Below are 15,119 nucleotides of genomic sequence, written 5' to 3'. Positions count from 1 at the left end.
ATTGCATGAAAAGAAAGTGAGAGGGCTAGGAAAGGAGGAGTATATTGTGAGGCACTGCGACGTTTTAATTATAGGTGGTGGAATAATAGGGTGTTCTATCGCTTATTACACTTCAAAATACGGAAGAGACGTAACAATCATTGAAAAAGGGGAATTTGTCAGCGGGACGTCTTCACGGTGTGATGGGAATATTTTGGCCATTGATAAAGACCCGGGATTTGATAGTCAAATGTCTTTAGTAAGTCAAAAATTAGTAACTGATTTAAGTGAAGAATTAGAGCATTCATTTGAATATAGGGCACCAGGAAGTATTCTCGTATGTGAGTCAGACGAAGAGATGGAAGCTGCGCAGCAATGGGTAAATCGGCAAAAAGAAGCTGGATTACCGTTTCGAATGCTTGATAGGCAAGATATAAGGGAAGAGTCGCCTTTTTTTGCTGATGATTTATTAGGTGGTTTAGAATGTGCGACGGATTCAACTGTGAATCCATATCTCCTTGCTTTCTCGCTTGTGTCAGAGGCACAAAAGTTTGGCGCAAAAGCTTTTAAGCAGACGGAAGTAAAGAGTATGGAAATAGAGACGGATGGTTCATTTGTTGTAGAAACTACGAATGGAACTTTTACAGCACAACAAGTTGTAAATGCAGCCGGTGTGTGGGCTCCTAAGATTGGTCAGATGTTAAATATAAATATACCAATTGAACCGAGAAAAGGGCATATTATTGTAGCTTCAAGGCAACAACACGTAGGATGCCGTAAAGTAATGGAATTCGGTTATTTAATTTCTAAATTTGGCGGAAAACGAAAAGTGGATGCTTTAACTGAAAAATACGGGGTTGCGCTCGTATTTGAGCCTACTGAAAGTCAAAATTTCTTAATTGGTAGTAGTCGTGAATTTGTAGGATTTCATACGAGGATAAATAATGAAGTCATTAAATGTATCGCAAATAGAGCAATTCGTTTTTATCCGAAAATGGCAGATATGATGGTAATTCGTTCTTACGCTGGTTTACGTCCGTGGACGGAAGATCATTTACCGATTATTTCACGAGTGGAACATATTCCGAATTATTTCATTGCCGCTGGACATGAAGGTGATGGGATTAGTCTTGCAGCAGTTACTGGAAAAGTAATTGAAGAGTTATTAAATGAAAAAGAGACAATTATTCCTATTGAACCACTTCGTTTGAGTCGTTTTACAGAAAGGGTGTTAAACGGATGAGGTCACAAAGAGCCTTTACGACGATTGATACACACACAGGTGGGAATCCAACGAGGACATTAATTAGTGGACTTCCAAAGTTGATTGGAGAGACGATGGTAGAGAAGATGTTACATATGAAAAAGGAGTATGATTGGATTCGAAAATTGTTAATGAATGAACCGCGTGGTCATGATGTAATGTCAGGAGCATTATTAACAGACCCGTGTCATCCTGAGGCTGATATAGGTGTTATATACATAGAGACAGGTGGATATTTACCGATGTGTGGTCACGATACAATCGGTGTATGTACAGCGTTAGTTGAATCAGGTTTAATTCCGGTAGTTGAACCGATTACTTCTTTAAAACTAGATACACCGGCTGGCTTAGTTGAAGTAGATATTGCTGTTCAAGATGGAAAAGCAAAAGAAGTATCTTTCTGTAACATACCAGCTTTTTTATTGAAAAATATTACTGTACAAGTGAAAGACATTGGAACTATAGAGGCTGATATTGCGTATGGAGGGAATTTTTATGCCATTATTGATGCGAAATCAGTAGATCTAGAATTAGTACCAGAAAATGCATCTACAATCATCGATAAGGCGATTCATATAAGGAACACAATTAATGAGAAGTTTGAAATCACTCATCCAGAGTATTCGTTTATAAGAGGATTAACACATGTTGAATTTTATACAGATCCTACTCATGAATGTGCGCATGTGAAAAATACAGTTGTTGTACCACCAGGCGGAATAGATCGATCTCCATGCGGTACAGGAACATCTGCGAAGCTAGCTGTATTATACGCTCAGAAAGAAATCGAAATTGGTGAAGAGTTCATTCATGAGAGTATCGTTGGTTCTTTATTTAAAGGATATGTCATGAATACGACACATGTTGAAAATATTGAAGCTGTCATAACGAAAATTACGGGATCAGCTTGGCTTATGGGTATGCATAGATTTTTTTACAATGAAATGGATCCACTTAAAGAAGGATTTTTGCTAATTCCGCCGATGGAACATGAAACGGAGGATATAAAATGAACATTCAAAAAATGTATACAGCAGTAGACGTACATGTAAATGGCGAGGCATTTCGTGTAATGAAAGACGTACCATGCAAATACTACTACAGTTTGGAGCAATTAAATGAACAATTTTCAGGTGAATTAGCAGAAGAGATGAAGCTTTTATTAAATGAACCACGTGGTTTTATCGGTTTGAATGGGTGTATTGTCGTTCCATCTATCTATAATGAAGTGGATGCAGCTGTATTATTTTTTAATCATGAAGGTTCGATTCCGCTTCATTATGGAGGCATTGTTGCAGTAATAACGATGTTACTCGAAAGTGGGTATTTAAAAAAGAGAGAGTCCAATCAATACAAAATTGAAACGTTATGTGGAATATTTTTAGTTCATGCGTATGTAGAGAATGATGAAGTTATATCGGTTTCGTTTGAAAGCAAACTATGCTATATGATTGAGAAAAATTTACAGGTTGGTAATGTAAGTTATTCTCTTATACAAGCAGATAAAGTATATGCAGTTGTAGAAAAAGGTGCGTATTCGCCAGAAATTCGCATGGAAAACATTTCTGAATTGAAAAGATGGGGAGAAGCTACACTGCAGGCTATACAAAAACAGTCGCTAATAAAAAGGCTTATTTTAGTAGATCCTTCGCAAAAAGAAAAGAACCATATAAAATCGATTACATTTCATGAAGATAACTTTATCGTACGTTCGCCAGGTTTTGTTTCTACTATTGTTTCCTATGTTCATGCGTTATTTAAAAATGATTATATGGCGGATAAACCTTTTAAAAATGAAAGTATATTTAATAGTTTTATAACTGTGGAGAAAGTGAAGAAGGAGGAACTAGGATACATTTTCCGTTTTGAAAGTAGAGGGTTTATTACAGGGATGCAGACGTTTCTATTAGACCCTACGGATCCGTTTCCGGCAGGTTTCTTATTAAAATAAAATGTGATAGGGAGAGATAAATATGCAAAAAATTAAAGGGGCATTTCCAGTATTAATAACACCGATGGATGAATTTCAGGAAATTAATTGGGATGGGGTAAAGCAAAATGTAAATTACTTTATCGAACAAAACGTTGCAGGTATCATCATTAATGGAAGTACAGGAGAATTTGTAAGTTTATCAAAAGAAGAACGATTTAAAATGGTAGCAACCGTGTTGAAAGAAATTGATGGCCGTATTCCAGTTATTGTTGGAACTGCAGCAGAGACGACGAAAGAAACAATTGAATATACGAAACATGCAGAAGCGCACGGAGCGGATTGTGTATTAATTATAAACTCTTACTATTGTAAACCGAAGGAAGAGGAGATTTATTTTCATTTTAAAGAAATCTCAAACTCTGTAAATATACCAATTATGTTATACAATAATCCATTTACTTCTGGTGTTGATATGAGTACAGAGCTAATGCTCCGTATTGGAAAAGAGTGTGAAAATGTTACACATATTAAAGAATCTAGCGGAGATATTCGAAAAGCGAGAGATTTAGTAAGACAAAGTGAAGGGGCTTTCCAAGTCTTCTGTGGTTCTGAAGATTTAGTTATGGAATCATATTTAGTTGGTGCCTCGGGATGGGTTTCAGTAGCAGGAAATATCGTTCCCGGTCTCGTTACAAAAATGTATGAGCATTTTCAAAATGGTGAATTAGAAAAGGCGTGGGAAATAAACGATGCTATTTTACCACTTTGCGAGTTTCTTGAAGGATCAGGGAAATATGTTCAAATCGTTAAACGTTCTATGGAATTACATGGGCAAGCGGGAGGACCTTCTCGCTATCCAAGACTAGGGTTAACTGTAGAAGAAGATCAAAAGCTTCAAACGATTTTATCAAATATTGCAGCTCATGCAGCTGTTTAAATAAGGAGGAGAACATAATGTTAAAGACAAATATTGAGCTGAAACCAAAAGTGGAAGCGTTTTTAAATGAAGAAATTAAAATGTTTATTAATGGCGAATTTGTTTCTGCTATTGGCGGAAAGACGTTTGAAACGTACAATCCAGCAACAGAAGAGGTTCTAGCAGTCGTATGTGAAGCGCAAGAAGAGGATATTGATGCTGCAGTAAAAGCGGCAAGATCTGCATTTGAATCTGGCCCGTGGGCAGAAATGACTACTGCTGAAAGAGCGCATCTTATTTATAAATTAGCAGATTTAATTGAAGAACATAGAGAAGAATTAGCGCAACTAGAAGCTTTAGATAATGGAAAGCCATATCAAGTAGCACTTGATGATGATATTTCAGCGACTGTAGAAAATTATCGTTATTACGCAGGATGGGCTACAAAAATTATTGGGCAAACAATCCCGATTTCAAAAGATTACTTGAATTATACGAGACATGAACCTGTTGGTGTTGTAGGACAAATTATTCCGTGGAATTTTCCGCTTGTTATGTCTTCTTGGAAAATGGGAGCTGCACTGGCGACAGGTTGTACGATTGTATTAAAGCCAGCAGAGCAAACGCCTTTATCTTTACTATATACAGCGAAACTCTTTAAAGAGGCTGGATTTCCAAACGGCGTTGTAAACTTTGTATCAGGCTTTGGTCCTGAAGCAGGGGCTGCAATTGTAAATCATCATGACATTGATAAAGTTGCTTTTACAGGATCTACTGTTACAGGAAAGTATATTATGCGTCAATCTGCAGAAATGATTAAGCATGTAACGTTAGAGCTTGGCGGAAAATCACCAAATATCATTTTAGAAGATGCGGACTTGGAAGAAGCGATAAATGGTGCATTCCAAGGTATTATGTATAACCACGGTCAAAATTGTAGCGCAGGATCACGTGTATTTGTTCATCGTAAACATTATGAAACTGTAGTAGATGCACTTGTGAAAATGGCGAACAACGTAAAACTTGGAGCAGGTATGGAGAAAGGAACGGAAATGGGTCCACTCGTATCTAAGAAACAACAAGAGCGTGTGTTAAATTATATTGAGCAAGGGAAGAAAGAAGGTGCTACAGTTGCGGCTGGTGGCGAACGTGCGCTTGAAAAAGGTTATTTCGTTAAGCCAACTATATTCACAGATGTTACAGACAATATGACAATCGTTAAGGAAGAAATATTTGGACCAGTTGTTGTCGTACTTCCATTTGATTCGACAGAAGAAGTAATTGAACGAGCGAACAACTCATCCTATGGCCTTGCTGCGGGTGTATGGACGCAAAATATCAAAACGGGTCATCAAGTAGCAAATAAATTAAAAGCAGGAACAGTGTGGATTAATGATTATAACTTAGAAAATGCAGCTACACCATTTGGTGGATATAAACAATCTGGTATCGGCCGCGAATTAGGTTCATATGCGCTTGATAATTATACAGAAGTGAAAAGTGTTTGGGTAAATATAAAGTAATAGGGCGTTTTACTGATAAAAATTGAGGGATGAAATAATGAAAGATGCGGACAACTAGAAAGTTTGATAATAGTTGTCCGTTTTTTTTATATACAAAATTGCTTTTCCAAAGAATGATAAGGGGGATTTGGATGGAGAATTTAGTAGAATGGTTAGTAGGGCAAGTGTGGGGTATCGGTTTAGTTGTTTTTGCATTAGGGGCAGGCGTATATTTCACGATTGCAACACGCTTTTTGCAAATCCGTTATTTTAAAGAGATGATTAAACTATTATTTGAAGGAAAGAGTTCAGAGACGGGAATATCATCTTTTCAGGCATTTTGTTTAGCCTTATCAGGAAGAGTTGGAATTGGTAATATTGCAGGGGTAGCGACAGCAATTGCTTTCGGCGGTCCTGGAGCTGTATTTTGGATGTGGGTAATGGCTTTGTTAGGGGCAGCGAGCGCGTTTGTAGAATCAACATTATCTCAAGTATACAAAAGTAAAGTAGGGAATGAATATCGCGGCGGTACTCCATATTTCATTGAGAAAGGTTTGAAAATGAAATGGTTTGCAGTCATTGTAGCAGTAGTTGTAACACTTTCATATGGCGTGTTATTACCAGGTATTCAATCTAGTAGTATCGCAGTTGGATTTGAAAACTCTAATGGTATTAGCAAATATATAACTGGTATATTTTTAGTCGTGTTACTAGCAGCAATTATTTTTGGTGGTGTAAAGAGAATTGCTGGCGTTTCTCAAATGCTTGTTCCATTTATGGCAATTGGTTATGTAATTGTTACATGTATCATATTAATTGCGAATGTAACGGAGATTCCAAGTATGTTTGCTTTAATTTTCTCTAGCGCATTTGGTGTAAATGAAATGTTTGGTGGAATTGTTGGTGCAGCTATTGCATGGGGCGTAAAACGCGCTGTATTTTCAAACGTTGCTGGTGTCGGAGAAGCGACGTATAGTTCGGCGGCTGCTGAAGTATCGCATCCCGCAAAACAAGGATTAGTTCAAGCGTTTTCCGTATATATCGATACAATTGTCGTATGTACAGCGACAGCTCTTATGATTTTAATAACAGGTATGTATAATGTTATACCTGAAGGGAAAACCGCCATTGTACAAAACATAGGAAATGTGGAAGCTGGTCCAATTTATACACAACAAGCAGTTGAAACTGTGATAACAGGGTTTGGTCCAATATTTATTTCAATTGCGATTTTCTTTTTTGCATTTACAACGTTACTCGCTTATTACTATATCGCTGAAACGACACTTACTTATTTAGATCGTCAACTGAAGTATGGCTGGTTAAAACCAGTTTTAAAATTTGGATTTTTAATTATGGTTTACATCGGTAGCGTTGAATCAGCGTCGCTTTTATGGAATCTTGGAGATTTAGGAATCGGTAGTATGGCATGGTTAAACTTAATCGCAATCTTACTTTTAAGTAAAACCGCATTAAAAGTGTTAAAAGATTATGAAACGCAGAAAAAAGAAGGGAAAGATCCAGTATTTAATCCTAAAAATGTGGGGATTGAAGGATTAACATTTTGGGAAGAAAGAAGTAAAGAGGTTGAAAGAAAAAGTTCTAGAGAAAAAGTTATTGTCGATGATAATTTAAAATTATAACTAAAATTAATTGAAAATTCTTAATTTAAAAGAAGGTATATTGCCTCCATTTCATCACATACTACAATAAGTATGGATAATATGACTGGAGGGAATAAGATGGAACATGAGCAACATAGTTCGATAAATGATATTCTACATCATTATAAAGAAGGTATAGGTAGTTTTACAAATCAAATTCCTGAAATCGCTGAGACATATAATACGTTCACGCAAGCTTGTTTTCAAGAGGGTTCTTTAACAAAAAGAGAAAAACAACTTATTGCATTAGGAATTAGTTTAGCAACGCAAGATGAGTATTGTACAATTTATCATACAAAAGGTTGTCTTGATCAAGGATGTTCGGATAAAGAGATTCTAGAAGCATGTGGTGTTTCAGCAGCATTTGCTGGCGGAGCTGCGATGAGTCAAGCGGTAACTTTAGTGCAAGAGTGTTTAACAGAATTGAAAAATCAAAAGCATTGAATAAAAAAACGTTTTAAACTTTATGTTTAAAACGTTTTTTATGTGAAATTAAATTTGAGTATAAAAATTATCTAGGATGGGTTCAATTTATGGTTATACAATAATGGGAGAATTTTAAATTTAGTAGGAATGAGAAATAACAACTATTTATTTAATTTTAAGGTTTTGTAAAAAGCTTCAATTGCTTCATATAATCAATGGCTTTTGTTTTATTTTTCTGTTTAGAAACATAATGTGCCTCATTAAAATCTCTATAGTAACTGTTAACTACTTCTTCAGAAAGAGCACCGTCAGAGATAGCTCTTTTAACCGCGCAGTTTGGTTCGTTTGTATGTGAACAGTTAGAAAATTTACATCTTATAGAAATCTTTTTTATATCTTCATATCCAAATTCAAAATTCCCCTCAAGGTTTATCAAGTCAAATCCTATTTTACTAATAAGAAATCCCTCCATTTTTGAAAGAGTCTTTTAGAAACATACATACAAAGTTTATCGTTTTCAATTTGTATTTACTTTAATATTCTATATCTTCATAAATAGATTTTTCTACATCAGGAAGAACTGTGTATATACTCTTACCGATTAAAGCTTCTAATTCTTTCTTAATCGCATAAAACCCTTTCCAATGTAAAGATGTATGAGATGTTGTACCATGACGCAAACCAACAGAAATTAATCTTCTTTCCAACGTAGTAAAGCCATCCGCATCAGCAAGAGCGTCACAAAGAGTAATTACTTTATTGTATAAGTCGTAGTTACAATGTTCATTTAATATTTCAACTAACCGGCTTCTCATATGGTCAGGAACGAGACTCCATTCCGCTGCGATATCTATATGTTCATTTTTGCATGGGAATGAGTGTGTCACACAAATAACAGCGTTTCCTGTATACCCTAAATCATTCATATACATATAACCATCATAGGAATGAATGACCGATTTGGTAAAACCTTTGTATCTTCCGATATCATGCAAAAGGGCAGCGTTATATGCTATGTCAGCATCTAGCTTGTACCCTTTTTTTATAAGTTCTATAATTATGTTTTCAGTTGCATGAGCAACATGTAGTGAATGTTCAAACCAAGGGCCCGGGTTTTGTTCATATGCCCATTCGAGTAATTCTTTTGCGTACGTTCTATCTAATATATATTTCATATCGTTATCCTTTCACAAAAAATCATATCTTAACTATAAATTCCTCTTATTATTTCATTATTCCTTCTTTAAAAATTGTTACAATGAAACAAAAGGGGGAAAAGTAATGCGGAATTTAGTAATTGAAGAAATTAAGAAACTAGAAAATGATATAGAAGAACTTTCGAAACTTTTGAAAATGGTTGTAAATGATGGGGCATCAATTGGTTTTTTGCCTCCACTGGAACAAAAAGATGCAACAAAGTATTGGCAAACAGTATTAGCGCCAGAAGTGATATTGTATGTGGCTAAAATAAACAACGAAGTAGCAGGGAGTATTCAATTACAATTAGTTACTAAGCCTAACGGAATTCATAGAGCCGAGATTTGCAAATTAATGACTCATCCAAACTTTAGACGAAACGGTATTGGACGATCGCTTATGCAAAAAGCAGAGGAACGAGCAAAGCAAGAAAACAGGTCTCTTTTAGTATTAGATACAAGAGAAGGAGATCCTTCCAATAAATTGTACAAATCACTAGACTACCAAGAAGTTGGAACAATACCAGGGTATGCAATTTCTACGAATGGAAAGTTAGATGCTACGGTTCTTTATTATAAAAACATTTAAGTTATAATCAAACGGGGAGAGTGCTTAATTATTAGTAAGTGAATAATAAACGACTATTTTTAACACCGTCTATATTTTTCTGGCGGTGTTAAAATAGTTAATTATAATCTAATTAACGCACTAAATGAATTTGAGAAAGTTTTTAGAGGGTTCTTTTAGTAATGATTCTTGTCTTATAATAAATGTAGAGAAGATGACTAGCCAACTATAGTTATTTTCGCTTTATTATGGGAAGGGGATGAAAGAATGAAAAAGAATAGTTTACAAAAGATGAAGAAAGTTATTTTAAGTGGTGGCGTATTACTTACGGGATTATTAACATTTGGATTTTCAGAAAAGGCTTCAGCTCATGGATATGTAGAATCACCAGCGAGCCGATCTTATTTATGTAAGCAAGGGGTAAATGTAAATTGTGGACCGATTCAATATGAACCTCAAAGCGTAGAAGGAATAGGTGGATTTCCGCAACTAGGACCTTCTGATGGACAAATTGCAGGGGCTGGTCATTTTCCCGCTTTAGATGTTCAAACTGTAGATAGGTGGAAGAAAGTTACGTTAAATGGCGGGACGAATACATTCAAGTGGAAACTAACGGCTCCTCATAGTACGAAAGAGTGGAAATACTATATTACGAAAAAAGGTTGGAATCCCAATAAACCTTTGACGCGATCAGATTTAGATTTAGTGCCATTCTATGTGAAAAATGACGGTGGAGCTAGACCAGGGACAACAGTTACGCACGAAGCGAATGTACCAACTGACCGTAGTGGATACCATCTTATTTTAGCTGTTTGGGAAATTGCAGACACTGGAAATGCGTTTTATCAAGTTATAGATGTAAACCTTTTGAATAATGGCTTATCCTCAAAATTCGCTTTTAACAATGTAGTGCAAGCTCCTACATTATTTTAATTGAAACATACATTTCGATCATCTAATTCATTTTAGATGATTTTTTTTATGAAAATGATGAAAAATATAGGAGAAAGTGCAATTATTTATAAAAAAATATGCTTTAAATATTGTCATATTTGCTTCTTTAAGATATCCTTTTCATGAAGAGGTGGAAAACATGGAAAAAGTACTAGTTTTCGGGCATAAAAACCCAGATACAGATGCAATTTGTTCTGCAATTGCTTATGCAGAATTGAAAAAAGAATTAGGAATGAATGCTGAGCCTGTACGTTTAGGCGAAATCAGCGGTGAAACTCAATTTGCGTTAGACTATTTTAAAGTAGAAGGACCGCGTTTTGTTGAGACAGTAGCAAGCGAAGTGGACAACGTTATTTTAGTTGACCATAACGAGCGTCAACAAAGTGCTAACGATATCGAATCAGTTCGTGTGTTAGAAGTTATTGACCATCACCGTATTGCTAACTTTGAAACAAGCGATCCTATATACTATCGTTGTGAGCCAGTTGGCTGTACAGCTACAATCTTAAACAAAATGTACAAAGAAAATGGCGTAACAATTCGTAAAGAAGTTGCAGGTTTAATGTTATCTGCAATCATTTCAGATTCTTTACTATTCAAATCTCCAACTTGCACAGAACAAGATGTAGCAGCTGCTCGTGAATTAGCGGAAATCGCTGGTGTAGATGCAGATAACTACGGCTTAGAAATGTTAAAAGCTGGTGCTGACTTAAGCGGAAAAACAATGGAGCAATTAATCTCTCTTGATGCTAAAGAATTCCAAATGGGTAATGCGAAAGTTGAAATCGCACAAGTAAACGCTGTTGATACAAACGACGTTCTTGTACACCAAGCGGAACTTGAAAAAGTAATTTCTGCAGTAGTAGAAGAAAAAGGTTTAGACCTATTCTTATTCGTTGTAACTGATATCTTAACTAACGATTCTGTCGGTCTTGCGATCGGTAAAGCAGCAAACGTTGTTGAGAAAGCATACAACGTATCACTAGAAAACAATACAGCTACTTTAAAAGGTGTTGTATCTCGTAAAAAACAAATCGTACCAGTATTAACAGAAGCATTCCAAGCTTAATCGTATTGCGTACAGATGAACAGTAAGGACAAGTAGTCAGATTGGCTACTTGTCCTTTTTTATTTATAATAAGCAGAAATTTTTAACTTTTAAACAGTCGCATTGTGTATGCTTAATGATATGGAAGTATTGAAAAGTAAATTACAGGGGCTTTTTGAAAAAATATTGCATCTGTTTCAAAATTAGAGAGCTGGATTTCGGAGGAACTGCGTTTAAACGCTGAAATACAGATGTTGCGTTTAACTTTTTAGAAGAAAGGATATAAAGTTTTGATTAACGAATAAACGATTATAAGGATAGCGTTAGCTATCCTTATAATCGTTTATTCGTAAGATTTTTTCTTGTTTATATAAAATGTGATTATCGTAGTAATGAAGAAAATAGGTATCGCATACACTTGCCCAACAAATAACTTCCAGCCGACATAATTATAGCCTTCAGATGCTGGGATGATAACGGAAATAACGCAAACGATAAAATAGACTAATAGTGCAGGGATAATATTTTTCATTTTTATGAACCTCCCTTATTGTTTTATTAATACATACTTGTATTATAATTTAGTTTCATTATTTTGAAGAAAAAATGAAAAATTTTTTATGGTATTATAATATTTGCAATGAGAGTATTCTATAGTACGCATATGGTAAAATGTGTAATTTTAACTTTCAGAATTATTATATAGTATTTCGAGAAAAAAATGTACAAAATAACGAATTTTATTTACCAAAGTAAAGGGAGTAGAAATATATATGAAAAGGCTATGTATAATTCCATGCGGAAAAAAGAAAATTTGGGATAAACATTCAGACTACGGACCGATGGAAGCAAAAGATGTATATATTAGTCCGTTCGGAAAAGCATGTCAGGCGTACGCAACTATGTTTTTCGAAAACTGGGTTATATTATCAGCGAAACATGGATTTTTAAGACCAAGTGATATTGTATTAGAAAACTATGATCTTGCATTTGATTCAAAAAGCGATGAGGTAATAAGTATAGAGCAATTACAAAAACAGATGGTAGATAAAAGTTTACTACAGTTTGACGAAATCGTCTTACTAGCAGGGAAGAAGCATAAAAAAGTAGTGACAAAGTTATATCCAGAAGAAATGATTACATATCCGCTAGAGGGGTGTAAAGGAATTGGGTATATGTTGCAGAGGTTGAAAGAAGCTGTGAAGGAAGGGGAGGAAATATAGGTGTAGTTTCAGTGATTTTAAACTCTATTTATTTAGGGAGCTGAAAAGTAAAATAGAGTTTTTAGGCATCGCCGAAAGGGTGATGCTTTTTTGTTCGTGTCGTCATTCATGTAAAAGTAATTTAGAGAATAAATCATTCGATTTATGAAGCGATAGCTTTTTTATATCGAAAACAAATTGCGTCACTTTTAGAAAATATAGGACATATGGGCACAGTTAAGATTGTAAGTGGGAATAGCAATAAGACAAGTTTTGAATAAGATATTAAGAAAGGAGATGTTGATGAATAATGGCTAGATATAGTTTGCACGGAGGACACAATAGTATTGTTCAAGGTGCTAATTTCGGGAATCGGAAAGAACACGTTCTAGATAGGCAAGTTAAAGATGCCGTGGCGGCTAAGTTAAGAGCCCTAGGACACACGGTTTATGACGATACGGACGAGGTAGGGGCAACTCAATCACAAAATTTAAATAATATCATTCGGAATAGCAATTCCCATGCTGTGGATTTAGTTATTTCTTTTCATCTTAATGCAAGTGATGGAAATGGACAGGGTGTTGAGGTTTTATATTATGATCAGAAAGATTTGGCGGCTAAAATCTCAGCTCAACTAGCAAAAGATATTGGATGGCGTGATCGAGGTGCGAAACAACGTACAGATTTAGCAGTATTAAATGGAACGAAGGCACCGGCTATTCTTATTGAATTAGGGTTTATTGATAATGAATCCGACATGGCAAAATGGAATGTTGATAAAATCGCTAATTCTATTGTATTTGCTCTTACAGGACAAACTGGAGGAGGTGCAGCGAATTTGCTCAAAGTAAAAACTGGTGGTGTAGCATTTAGTAATTTACAAGCTTTGGCTCAAGCTATGGTTGATGCGGGTATTGATGGACAAATTGTCGTTCAAAAAGATGGCATTGGTTATGCTATAACGAATGGCTATCCGTCCGGGAATATCGATAAATTTACAGCTTGGTTAGATGCACGTAAATGGTACTATGAGTACGTGAGATAAAACGAAAATTGGTTTGATTAAAAACTAAAAATTGTCTTATTTTTAGTTAACAAGTATATTAAGTAACTATAAAAATATGGACAATTTATATGTAAATTAGTACACAAAACCACCTGTCAGAAAGGTGGTTTTATTTATCAAGCTATTTGTGGGCGGTAAAATTCTCACCTCAAAATTCGGATGAAGCTAAGAAATTAGGTGGGAATTACACTGCTCGTAGCCTCCTACTAATTATCGTTTCACTTTATATAGTTTAGAGTTTTGTAAATCTTTACTTATTAAACCCGTAATAATATTTTGTTTTCTCAATACATAAGCCGAATTTTAAATTATTACCCAATAATATAATACCTCTCATACTATTTATTAGTTGATAATAACAAAAAAACAAGCTTTGAATATAATAATGAAAAAGGAGATGTTAAATAATGGGTTATATTGTAGATATTTCGAAATGGAATGGCGACATTAACTGGGATATCGCAGCACCACAATTAGATTTCGTAATTGTACGTGTGCAAGATGGTTCAAACTATGTAGATCCTTTATATAAAAATTATGTACAAGCAATGAAAGCAAGGAATATTCCGTTTGGTAATTATGCGTTCTGTCGTTTCGTTTCAGTAGAGGATGCACGGATAGAAGCAAGAGACTTTTGGAACCGTGGTGATAAAAATGCAACAGTTTGGGTAGCTGACGTAGAAGTAAGAACAATGAACGATATGAGAGCGGGTGCACAAGCTTTTATTGATGAATTACGCAGATTAGGAGCTAAGAAAGTCGGTTTATATATTGCTCATCATATGTATGCTCCATTTGGAATGGCAAATGTCAATTGTGATTTTGTATGGATTCCTCGTTATGGTGGTAACAAACCGGCGTATCCATGTGATATTTGGCAATACACAGAGACAGGCAATGTGGCTGGTATCGGCAAGTGTGATTTAAATAAGCTGATTGGAAATAAGCCGTTAGCTTGGTTTACAAATCAAATTGTTGAGCCGATAAAAAAACAAGAAGGGGTTGGAATTATAGTGAATAAATATAACAAAGTAGTTACTTATGAATTTGGTGTAAATTTAATTTCTGACATGATTCAAATGATGGATAAGCTTGGATATACTTCTAAAATAATATCTCGTGGAGATAACCAAGGGCTTGTGTATTTCGAAACAGATTATCGTCAAGGGAACGAACTGGACAAAGCAACTGCTTGGTTAGATATGAAAGGAATTAAATATTTTTATACAAAAGAGTAGTTTGCTAAATAAAAATAAGAGCCGTCATGTGACGGTTTTTATTTTTATTTAATCTTTTAACTCTACTTATAATATGGAGAAAATAGACTAATAAACAAGCCTTTGTATACTTTCAAACATAGAATATGATGAATTCTATCAAGGAGGAAGCATATTTATGAGA

General features: G+C 35.1%; 16 protein-coding genes. 13 read left to right on the top strand and 3 right to left on the bottom strand.

Annotated elements, in window-relative coordinates; all coding sequences use genetic code 11:
- Positions 1-46: 46 nt before the first annotated feature.
- The 7 genes from MR143_RS10980 (at position 47) to MR143_RS10950 (ending at position 7,702) form a co-directional block, all read left to right on the top strand.
- On the top strand, positions 47-1,222 hold the full coding sequence (locus MR143_RS10980) for an NAD(P)/FAD-dependent oxidoreductase (RefSeq protein ID WP_001215263.1): 1,176 nt from the start codon (positions 47-49) through the stop codon (positions 1,220-1,222).
- A complete protein-coding gene (locus MR143_RS10975; protein ID WP_001257517.1) occupies positions 1,219-2,256 on the top strand; it encodes a proline racemase family protein in 1,038 nt (345 codons plus the stop codon). Before MR143_RS10980 ends, MR143_RS10975 begins: the two co-directional genes overlap by 4 nt.
- Positions 2,253-3,194: a proline racemase family protein gene (locus tag MR143_RS10970; RefSeq protein ID WP_001025571.1), complete on the top strand. Its 942-nt coding sequence runs from the start codon at positions 2,253-2,255 to the stop codon at positions 3,192-3,194. The genes MR143_RS10975 and MR143_RS10970 overlap by 4 nt, the downstream gene beginning before the upstream one ends.
- A 22-nt stretch (positions 3,195-3,216) precedes the next feature.
- Positions 3,217-4,113 carry a 4-hydroxy-tetrahydrodipicolinate synthase gene (gene dapA / locus MR143_RS10965; RefSeq protein ID WP_001169462.1) on the top strand — a complete coding sequence of 299 codons (897 nt, stop codon included), beginning with the start codon at positions 3,217-3,219 and terminating at the stop codon, positions 4,111-4,113.
- Positions 4,114-4,130: 17 nt separating this feature from the next.
- On the top strand, positions 4,131-5,615 hold the full coding sequence (locus tag MR143_RS10960) for an aldehyde dehydrogenase family protein (protein WP_000920987.1): 1,485 nt from the start codon (positions 4,131-4,133) through the stop codon (positions 5,613-5,615).
- Positions 5,616-5,746: 131 nt separating this feature from the next.
- The gene (locus MR143_RS10955; RefSeq protein WP_000429510.1) at positions 5,747-7,237 is read left to right on the top strand and encodes an alanine/glycine:cation symporter family protein; all 1,491 of its coding nucleotides are present in this window, start codon (positions 5,747-5,749) and stop codon (positions 7,235-7,237) included.
- A 72-nt stretch (positions 7,238-7,309) separates the two neighbouring features.
- Entirely contained in the window at positions 7,310-7,702 is a 393-nt protein-coding gene (locus tag MR143_RS10950) for a carboxymuconolactone decarboxylase family protein (RefSeq protein ID WP_192797065.1), read from the top strand.
- A gap of 157 nt (positions 7,703-7,859) precedes the next feature.
- Here the strand turns inward: MR143_RS10950 and MR143_RS10945 are convergent, their stop codons facing one another.
- Together MR143_RS10945 and MR143_RS10940 are read right to left on the bottom strand one after the other, a co-directional pair.
- A complete protein-coding gene (locus tag MR143_RS10945) occupies positions 7,860-8,156 on the bottom strand; it encodes a P-loop NTPase family protein (protein WP_000398279.1) in 297 nt (98 codons plus the stop codon).
- Between the two features lie 61 nt (positions 8,157-8,217).
- Positions 8,218-8,859: an HD domain-containing protein gene (locus MR143_RS10940; protein ID WP_000874109.1), complete on the bottom strand. Its 642-nt coding sequence runs from the start codon at positions 8,857-8,859 to the stop codon at positions 8,218-8,220.
- 106 nt (positions 8,860-8,965) lie between these two features.
- Here MR143_RS10940 and MR143_RS10935 point away from each other — a divergent pair, with 106 nt between their 5' ends.
- The 3 genes from MR143_RS10935 to ppaC all read left to right on the top strand — a co-directional run bounded on the left by MR143_RS10935 (position 8,966) and on the right by ppaC (position 11,471).
- Positions 8,966-9,469 carry a GNAT family N-acetyltransferase gene (locus MR143_RS10935; RefSeq protein WP_001245253.1) on the top strand — a complete coding sequence of 168 codons (504 nt, stop codon included), beginning with the start codon at positions 8,966-8,968 and terminating at the stop codon, positions 9,467-9,469.
- A 246-nt stretch (positions 9,470-9,715) separates the two neighbouring features.
- Positions 9,716-10,381, top strand: coding sequence for a lytic polysaccharide monooxygenase (locus tag MR143_RS10930; protein ID WP_000742278.1), 666 nt, complete (start codon positions 9,716-9,718; stop codon positions 10,379-10,381).
- Between the two features lie 160 nt (positions 10,382-10,541).
- The gene (ppaC, locus tag MR143_RS10925) at positions 10,542-11,471 is read left to right on the top strand and encodes a manganese-dependent inorganic pyrophosphatase (RefSeq protein WP_000416865.1); all 930 of its coding nucleotides are present in this window, start codon (positions 10,542-10,544) and stop codon (positions 11,469-11,471) included.
- Positions 11,472-11,793: 322 nt separating this feature from the next.
- On the opposite strand, the gene MR143_RS10920 is transcribed toward ppaC, so the two are convergent.
- On the bottom strand, positions 11,794-11,982 hold the full coding sequence (locus MR143_RS10920; RefSeq protein WP_000789486.1) for a DUF4017 family protein: 189 nt from the start codon (positions 11,980-11,982) through the stop codon (positions 11,794-11,796).
- Between the two features lie 241 nt (positions 11,983-12,223).
- Here MR143_RS10920 and MR143_RS10915 point away from each other — a divergent pair, with 241 nt between their 5' ends.
- The 3 genes from MR143_RS10915 (at position 12,224) to MR143_RS10905 (ending at position 14,956) form a co-directional block, all read left to right on the top strand.
- Complete coding sequence (locus tag MR143_RS10915) at positions 12,224-12,673, top strand: DUF6884 domain-containing protein (protein ID WP_000824872.1); 450 nt, start codon at positions 12,224-12,226, stop codon at positions 12,671-12,673.
- 289 nt (positions 12,674-12,962) lie between these two features.
- Positions 12,963-13,697, top strand: a complete 735-nt coding sequence (locus MR143_RS10910) for an N-acetylmuramoyl-L-alanine amidase (protein WP_000135279.1) — start codon at positions 12,963-12,965, stop codon at positions 13,695-13,697.
- Positions 13,698-14,125: 428 nt separating this feature from the next.
- Entirely contained in the window at positions 14,126-14,956 is an 831-nt protein-coding gene (locus MR143_RS10905; RefSeq protein ID WP_000540620.1) for a GH25 family lysozyme, read from the top strand.
- Positions 14,957-15,119 lie beyond the last annotated feature (163 nt).

The sequence above is a fragment of the Bacillus cereus group sp. BfR-BA-01347 genome (assembly GCF_022663835.1).
Classification (GTDB): Bacteria; Bacillota; Bacilli; order Bacillales; family Bacillaceae_G; genus Bacillus_A; species Bacillus_A thuringiensis_K.
Note: the sequence above shows the minus strand (reverse complement) of the source record. Positions and strands in the feature narration are given on the sequence as shown.

What these genes read in the sequence shown, in the direction of transcription:
- MR143_RS10975 (WP_001257517.1), top strand. Translation starts at nt 1,219, where the DNA reads ATGAGGTCACAAAGAGCCTTTACGACGATTGATACACACACAGGTGGG.
- MR143_RS10970 (WP_001025571.1), top strand. Translation starts at nt 2,253, where the DNA reads ATGAACATTCAAAAAATGTATACAGCAGTAGACGTACATGTAAATGGC.
- dapA (WP_001169462.1), top strand. Translation starts at nt 3,217, where the DNA reads ATGCAAAAAATTAAAGGGGCATTTCCAGTATTAATAACACCGATGGAT.
- MR143_RS10960 (WP_000920987.1), top strand. Translation starts at nt 4,131, where the DNA reads ATGTTAAAGACAAATATTGAGCTGAAACCAAAAGTGGAAGCGTTTTTA.
- MR143_RS10955 (WP_000429510.1), top strand. Translation starts at nt 5,747, where the DNA reads ATGGAGAATTTAGTAGAATGGTTAGTAGGGCAAGTGTGGGGTATCGGT.
- MR143_RS10950 (WP_192797065.1), top strand. Translation starts at nt 7,310, where the DNA reads ATGGATAATATGACTGGAGGGAATAAGATGGAACATGAGCAACATAGT.
- MR143_RS10945 (WP_000398279.1), bottom strand. Translation starts at nt 8,156, where the DNA reads ATGGAGGGATTTCTTATTAGTAAAATAGGATTTGACTTGATAAACCTT.
- MR143_RS10940 (WP_000874109.1), bottom strand. Translation starts at nt 8,859, where the DNA reads ATGAAATATATATTAGATAGAACGTACGCAAAAGAATTACTCGAATGG.
- MR143_RS10935 (WP_001245253.1), top strand. Translation starts at nt 8,966, where the DNA reads ATGCGGAATTTAGTAATTGAAGAAATTAAGAAACTAGAAAATGATATA.
- MR143_RS10930 (WP_000742278.1), top strand. Translation starts at nt 9,716, where the DNA reads ATGAAAAAGAATAGTTTACAAAAGATGAAGAAAGTTATTTTAAGTGGT.
- ppaC (WP_000416865.1), top strand. Translation starts at nt 10,542, where the DNA reads ATGGAAAAAGTACTAGTTTTCGGGCATAAAAACCCAGATACAGATGCA.
- MR143_RS10920 (WP_000789486.1), bottom strand. Translation starts at nt 11,982, where the DNA reads ATGAAAAATATTATCCCTGCACTATTAGTCTATTTTATCGTTTGCGTT.
- MR143_RS10915 (WP_000824872.1), top strand. Translation starts at nt 12,224, where the DNA reads ATGAAAAGGCTATGTATAATTCCATGCGGAAAAAAGAAAATTTGGGAT.
- MR143_RS10910 (WP_000135279.1), top strand. Translation starts at nt 12,963, where the DNA reads ATGGCTAGATATAGTTTGCACGGAGGACACAATAGTATTGTTCAAGGT.
- MR143_RS10905 (WP_000540620.1), top strand. Translation starts at nt 14,126, where the DNA reads ATGGGTTATATTGTAGATATTTCGAAATGGAATGGCGACATTAACTGG.